Source organism: Mycobacterium sp. TH-M106 (genome assembly GCF_057473765.1).
The window spans coordinates 1-5,770 of sequence record NZ_JBYCLE010000276.1 but is presented as its reverse complement, the minus strand read 5'-3'; the positions used below and the strand labels follow the sequence as shown (position 1 = coordinate 5,770).

Annotated in this window: 7 protein-coding genes; 1 reads left to right on the top strand and 6 read right to left on the bottom strand. The window is 68.6% G+C overall.

Features of this window, described 5'->3' with window-relative positions; translation table 11 throughout:
- The 5 genes from AC2VOP_RS09600 to AC2VOP_RS09580 form a co-directional block, all read right to left on the bottom strand.
- Positions 1–778: AMP-binding protein (locus AC2VOP_RS09600; RefSeq protein ID WP_486960735.1), on the bottom strand; the 778-nt coding region annotated here is incomplete at its 3' end.
- Positions 779–800: 22 nt separating this feature from the next.
- On the bottom strand, positions 801–1,508 hold the full coding sequence (locus AC2VOP_RS09595; RefSeq protein WP_486960736.1) for a YwaF family protein: 708 nt from the start codon (positions 1,506–1,508) through the stop codon (positions 801–803).
- Between the two features lie 86 nt (positions 1,509–1,594).
- Positions 1,595–2,992, bottom strand: coding sequence for a threonine/serine exporter family protein (locus AC2VOP_RS09590; protein ID WP_486960734.1), 1,398 nt, complete (start codon positions 2,990–2,992; stop codon positions 1,595–1,597).
- Positions 2,993–3,092: 100 nt separating this feature from the next.
- Positions 3,093–3,740, bottom strand: coding sequence for an RES domain-containing protein (locus AC2VOP_RS09585; RefSeq protein ID WP_486960733.1), 648 nt, complete (start codon positions 3,738–3,740; stop codon positions 3,093–3,095).
- Positions 3,733–4,248: a hypothetical protein gene (locus tag AC2VOP_RS09580; protein ID WP_486960732.1), complete on the bottom strand. Its 516-nt coding sequence runs from the start codon at positions 4,246–4,248 to the stop codon at positions 3,733–3,735. The genes AC2VOP_RS09585 and AC2VOP_RS09580 overlap by 8 nt, the downstream gene beginning before the upstream one ends.
- 105 nt (positions 4,249–4,353) lie before the next feature.
- On the opposite strand from AC2VOP_RS09580, the gene AC2VOP_RS09575 reads away from it, so the two are divergent.
- Positions 4,354–5,220, top strand: a complete 867-nt coding sequence (locus AC2VOP_RS09575; RefSeq protein ID WP_486960731.1) for a DMT family protein — start codon at positions 4,354–4,356, stop codon at positions 5,218–5,220.
- 4 nt (positions 5,221–5,224) lie between these two features.
- On the opposite strand, the gene AC2VOP_RS09570 is transcribed toward AC2VOP_RS09575, so the two are convergent.
- A partial coding sequence (locus tag AC2VOP_RS09570) for a helicase-related protein (protein ID WP_486960730.1) occupies positions 5,225–5,770 on the bottom strand: 546 nt, incomplete at its 5' end.

The following is a 5,770-nucleotide window of genomic DNA, read 5'->3' as shown; positions in this document are numbered from 1 at the left end:
GCGGCGCCGGCTGCAGGAACCGGCCGGGCATCAGCAGCGACGCCCCGATCATGAATGCCGCATACGGCATCCCCCAGGACATGGCGTGGAACTGCGGGACGATGTTCAGCGCGACGTTGCCCTGTCGCAACGCCATCCCGTCGGTCATGCACACCGCCATCGAGTGCAGCCAGATCGACCGGTGCGAGTAGGCGACGCCCTTCGGGTCGCCGGTGGTGCCGGAGGTGTAGCACAGTGCGGCCGCGCAGTGCTCGTCAACCTCGGGCCAGTCGAAGTCTTCCGGTTCGCCGGCGATGAGCTGTTCCCAGCTGTGCACGGCGATCGCCTCGGGGATGTCGGCCTCGGGCATCTGATCGCCACGCACCACCAGGTGCTGGACGGTCGTGAACCGCGGAAGGTGCGGGGCCAGCAGCGGCAGCAGCGTGTCGTCGACCATGATGACCTGGTCTTCGGCATGGTTGACGATGTGCACCAGCTGGTCGGGGAACAGCCGGATATTCACCGTGTGCAGCACCGCACCCATGGCCGGGATCGCCAGGTAGGCCTCCAGGTGCTCGGAGTTGTTCCACATGAACGTGCCGACGCGTTCGTCGCCGGTGATGCCGAGCTTTCGCAGGGCGTGCGCGAGCTGGGCACATCGCTTCCCGGTCTGTGCGTAGGTCTGCCGGCGGGGACCGCCCTCGGTCCAGGTGATGACTTCGGCGTCGCCGTGGATCGTGCTGCCGTACCGGAGCAGCTTGGCGATCGACAGCGGTCCGTCCTGCATGGTGCTCAGCATCTGGTCTCCCGCTTGGGTGCTATTACCACGAATCTAGTGGGGATCGTTGCCGTGTCCACTCCCACGGCCAGGTCATCAGGGCCCAGACGATGAGGATGAGCAGGGCCGCGGTCACAACATACACCGGCCACGGCCCCAAAATGTTCAATAGGGTTGTGGTGGCGGGCTTTCCGTTGAGGAAGCCGTAGTCGGTTCCGGCGATGCTGTTGAACGCAAACGTCACTGCGGCCCATGCCACCGTGGCCAGAACCGTGATCCGGTAGCTGCGCCAGTCGGGCCGCATCCGCCGGCCCCAGGTGAGATAGATGGCGGCCCAGACGACGAGCAGGTGAATCGCCCAGAAACCGAGGAACTGGTAGTGCGGAAAATCCGGACTCACCAGAACCGGCGAAATCAACGCCTGTGTGCTCAGCACCAGGCCCCAGTAGTAGGTGAGCGCAAACGGCCAGTGTCGTTGCGACCACAAGGCGTAGGCCGCCGCGGCGGTCGCGAGATCCGTCAAACGCAGCGGTACCGACCGGCCGATGGCAGGCGGGAACAGCGAGTAGACCAGAACCGCGACGTATATCGCGGCGGTGAGCACACCGAGGATGCGACCGAAGACGCGGGCTTGCGATTCGGTCTGCCTGCGCCCGACCCAGACCAGCAGTACGGCGCCGAGCGCAAACACCGCAAGCACAGCCTGATGCGAGGGGCCGTACACCGAGAACTCCCGTGATGTCGACACCAGCTCGGTCGTTGCCACCGGGTCATTATCGACGGGACCGGACCGCCGTCACCACGATGGCTGAGCTGTGGGTGCACTTGCGCACTCGTTCAGGATGTCTGTGATCCCGGCGGCCACCCGCCGCGGGGGGAGGTCCAGCGTGGGGACGGCAGTCGGATGCCGGCGAGTTGTGGTATGCGGCGTGTGCTGACCGCGCGGCGCATCGAACCGACGCGAAGCAGATCGCGGTAGCGGCCGAGTTCGCGCTGGGCGGACGGTGCCAGCAGCGGACCGAGCACCACGCCCGCGCCGAGCGCCAGCGCGATCCCGGCCGCTATCGCCAGGTTTCCCCCGGCGGCCGAACTACCGTGCACCAATTCGACAAAACCGCGGAACAGTGTCAGCCCGGGCACCAGCGGGATGATGCCCGCCATCACGATCACCAGCGGTGTGACCCGCAGTCGGGACGCGAAGACGGCCGCCCCGAGACCGATAGCGGCGGCGGCCACGAACGAGTCGGTGATGACGTCGGTCCCGGCAAGCTGCAGCGCGAAGAAGATCACCGAGCCGATGGCCCCCGCACCGCCCGCGGCTACCGCCGCCCGAGGCCGCGCGTAGCTCGCGACCGCCGCCCCAACGGCCCCGACGGCGCCGGCCAGCACACGCACTGGCACGCCGAAGATGGCGACCGGCAACTCGGGGCTCACCTGGACGTGCACATTGAACGCCGCCCCAATGTGCAGCGCGATGTCGATGCCGACCAGGATGCCCGCCGAAGAGAGCGCGATGTCCATGATTCGGGAGGCGGCGGTGAGCTGGTAGCCGGTGACGGCGTCCTGGAAGGAGCCGACGATGGCCAGCCCGGACAGCAACACCACGATGTTGGCCGCTACCACCGGTGATACCGAAGTGCTTTTGGGCACCCAGCCGGCGGCGGTGACGCCGATGGCGACACCGGTGGCCAGCGTGGCGGCGACAACCTGCTGGAACAGGAAGGGCAGGCGCCAGCGGTTGAGGACGCGGCCGACCCGGTCGATCAGTGCGGTGGTTGCCGTTGCGAGCACCGCTACCAGCGGGACCGCACCGAGCAGCACGGCAAAGCCGCCGGCCATCACCGCGAGGCCGGCGGTCGAGACCCAGCGCGGGTAGGGATGTTCGGCCTGCTCCAGGGTGTCTAGCTGCTGCTGCACCCACTCGGGCTCCGGTGTGGTGTCGACGACGCGCTGGGCGAGATCGGTGGCCAGCTGGACACGGGTGTAGTCCAGCGAGCGCGACTGCACCAGGTACATTGCGGTGACCGGCGCGCCCGGCACCTTCCGAGGGACCGAGACCGTGATCGAGTTCGAGGTGACCTCCACCTGGGTGTCGGGCAGACCATAGGCGGTGGTGACTGCGATGATCGTGGCGGTGACGTCGGCTGTTCCCGCCTGGCAGGCCAAAAGCAGCTCCCCAAGCCGTAACCCGACATCGAGAATTCGCCGAACCTCTGCCTCGTCCATAGCGTGCATCAGAGTGTCGTTTCCGGTCGTGATCGCGGCATCCGTCGGTCTCCTTAGTTGTCGCATCGCGCTGGCCTCGCATTCCACGCTAACGCGACGGCAACGGCAGTCAACCTCGGCGTCTCCAGCGGCGGCCCAAGTCGACCCAGTTCACGGTGAAACCGTGCCGCAACACCAGATCGGTGAGGACGTCGGTGCGCTGCCGCAGCGGCCACGACTCAGCGGCGAAGGCACCGAGCGCGAAAAACGCGAAGTTGACCGAGCTTTCCGGGGTGGTGCGCGACCGGAACACGATCGCATCGAGTTCGGTCCACCAGCGCCGGGCCGCATCGACCAGCCGGTGGCAGGTCTGCCACACGTCGGGATGCTGGCCGGTGCTGATCTGGTCGTCGATGCCCAGGGCGTCGAGATTGGCCTCGGTGCGCAGGTCGAGCACCAGCAGGTGCCGGCTCGCGGTGAGCCGCACCAGGTGCTGATCGGTGTGGTCGGCCGGAATCACCAGCCCGGTGGGCCGGTAGCGCTCCCGGAACGCGCCGGTGAGCGTGCCAGCGCCGTAGCGGGTGCGAAACGTGCCGCTGTCCGGGTCGAACCGGTAGCGCGGTTGCGGGAACCCGTCCCAGGTCCACGATTTCGGGGAGGTGGCGTCGATCCGCCAGATGTCGGTGCCGGCATTGATGCGACGACGGCGCAGCCCGACCGGCCGTGTCGGCGCCAGCTCGGCCAGGTATCCGGCCGGAAGCTCTGGGGGCTTAGCCACCGAGGGCGTTGAGCATCTGCCAGGCGGTGTCCACGGTCTGCGGGCGCCGCAGCGCCGCGGCGATCGACGTGCCGCCCAGTTCCTCGTGGGTCAGCCGCATCACGCGGTCGGCGGCCAGCGGGTCGGTGGTGAACCGGGCCAGGAGCTCCAGGATCCGTGGCAGGTCGGACCGTAGCCGATCGCCGTCGAATTGCCAAGCGGGAAACCAGGTTCGGTTGCCGACGGCGGTGCCGAGCAGCTTGCCGCGGGTGCGCAACCGGTGCACCGCCTGCGGCGAGCCGAGCCCGAGCAGAGACTGGACTTTCGGTGTCGGCAGCGCGCCGGCGACGAAGTCTTGCACCAGGGTGCGACGGCGCTGGTCGTTGAGCCGTTGGGCGGCAATGCTTTCGAGCCTGCCATGCGGTTCGGTTGGTGCGGCCAAAATGGCGTCGAGGACTTCGGCGAAGCCCGCGTCTTGGCGGGCTCGTTCGGCGACCTCGCGGGCCAGGGGAGCGACGGCGGTGGGCATACCCGTAGGGTACCGCCGATTCCGCTCCAATCAAAACAATTGAAACAAAACCCGGACGTCCGTGACGAGCGGCCGGACGAGCCCACCATTGAGTATTGTCGATCCGTGCTGATCGGGTTGGTGCTGGCTCTGGGCTGCTCGGTGTGTTACGGCACGGCATCGGTGCTCGAGGCTGCGGCGGTGCGGTCGGTGGCAGCCGGCAACGGCTCGGGCGTCGACGCCGTGCTGCTGTTGCGCGCCGTCCGGCAGTGGCGCTATCTCGCGGGCTTTGTCCTTGACGGCCTCGGCTTTCTGTTACAAGTTGCGGCGCTGCGCTTGGTACCGATCTACGTCGTTGCCGTGGCGCTGGCCGGGTCGCTGGCCGTCACCGCCATCGTGGCCGCCTGGGTGCTATCGGCGCGGTTGTCGTCGGCCGAGTGGACGGCCGTGGGTGTGGTCTGCGTCGGCTTCGTGATGCTCGGGCTCGCCGCCGGACCGGAGGGCTCCCGGCCCGGACCGGCTGGGCTCCCCTGGGCACTGCTGGGCGTGGTCGCCGCGATATTCGTCGTCGGCGCCGCTGGGGGCCGACTGGACGGACGCCCGCGTGCCCTGGTCTTGGGGCTCGGCGCCGGGACCGGCTTCGGTGTTGTCGAGGTCGGCGTGCGCCTGATCGACCCGATCGATCCCGGCAGAGGCGCCTTCTACACAAACCCTGCCCTGTACGCGGTGACAGCAGGTGGGGCGGTGGGCTTTCTGTTACTCACCTCCGCGCTACATCGCGGATCTGTGACCACGGCCGTTGCTGGGATGGTGGTCGGTGAAACGATCGCGCCGGCGTTCGTCGGGGTGGTGTGGCTCGGTGACCGCACCCGCGAGGGCCTTGGCTGGATGGTTTCCGCGGGATTCGTCGTAGCCGTCGCCGGGACGCTGGCACTGGCCCGATTCGGCGAAGCGCCTCAGCCGGAATCGGTGAAAGTCTCCTCGCAGCGATAGCGTCTCAGCGCCGTGGGGCACCGGCCGCGACGACACCGCGGCACGCTCGCCGCGGCCGGCGCCGCGGCCGCCGCCGCGACCGGGCAGGCGGGGCCGGGGCTGCCGGTGCGGTCTTGGTGGCCGGAGCCCGGTAGGGCGCGCGGTCTTTGACTAACGCGGCGACCGGTTCGGAATGGACGCTCACCGGTTGTGGACGGACACGGATGCCGGCTTTGCGCAGCAGCACCGAGGTGTCGTTGCGCTGCTCGGGCAGCACCACCGTGACCACGTCGCCGGTGCTGCCGGCTCGCGCGGTGCGGCCCGAGCGGTGCAGGTAGGCCTTGTGCTCGGCGGGCGGATCCACATGCACCACCAGCTCCACTTCGTCGACGTGCACGCCGCGCGCGGCGATGTCGGTGGCCACCAGCACGCGGGTCGTCCCGGTGCTGAACGCGGCCAAGTTGCGGTTGCGCGCGGGCTGAGAAAGGTTGCCGTGCAGGTCGACCGCCGGGATTCCGGCCGCGGTCAGGTCGCGGGCGAGCTTGCGGGCCTGATGCTTGGTGCGGGTGAA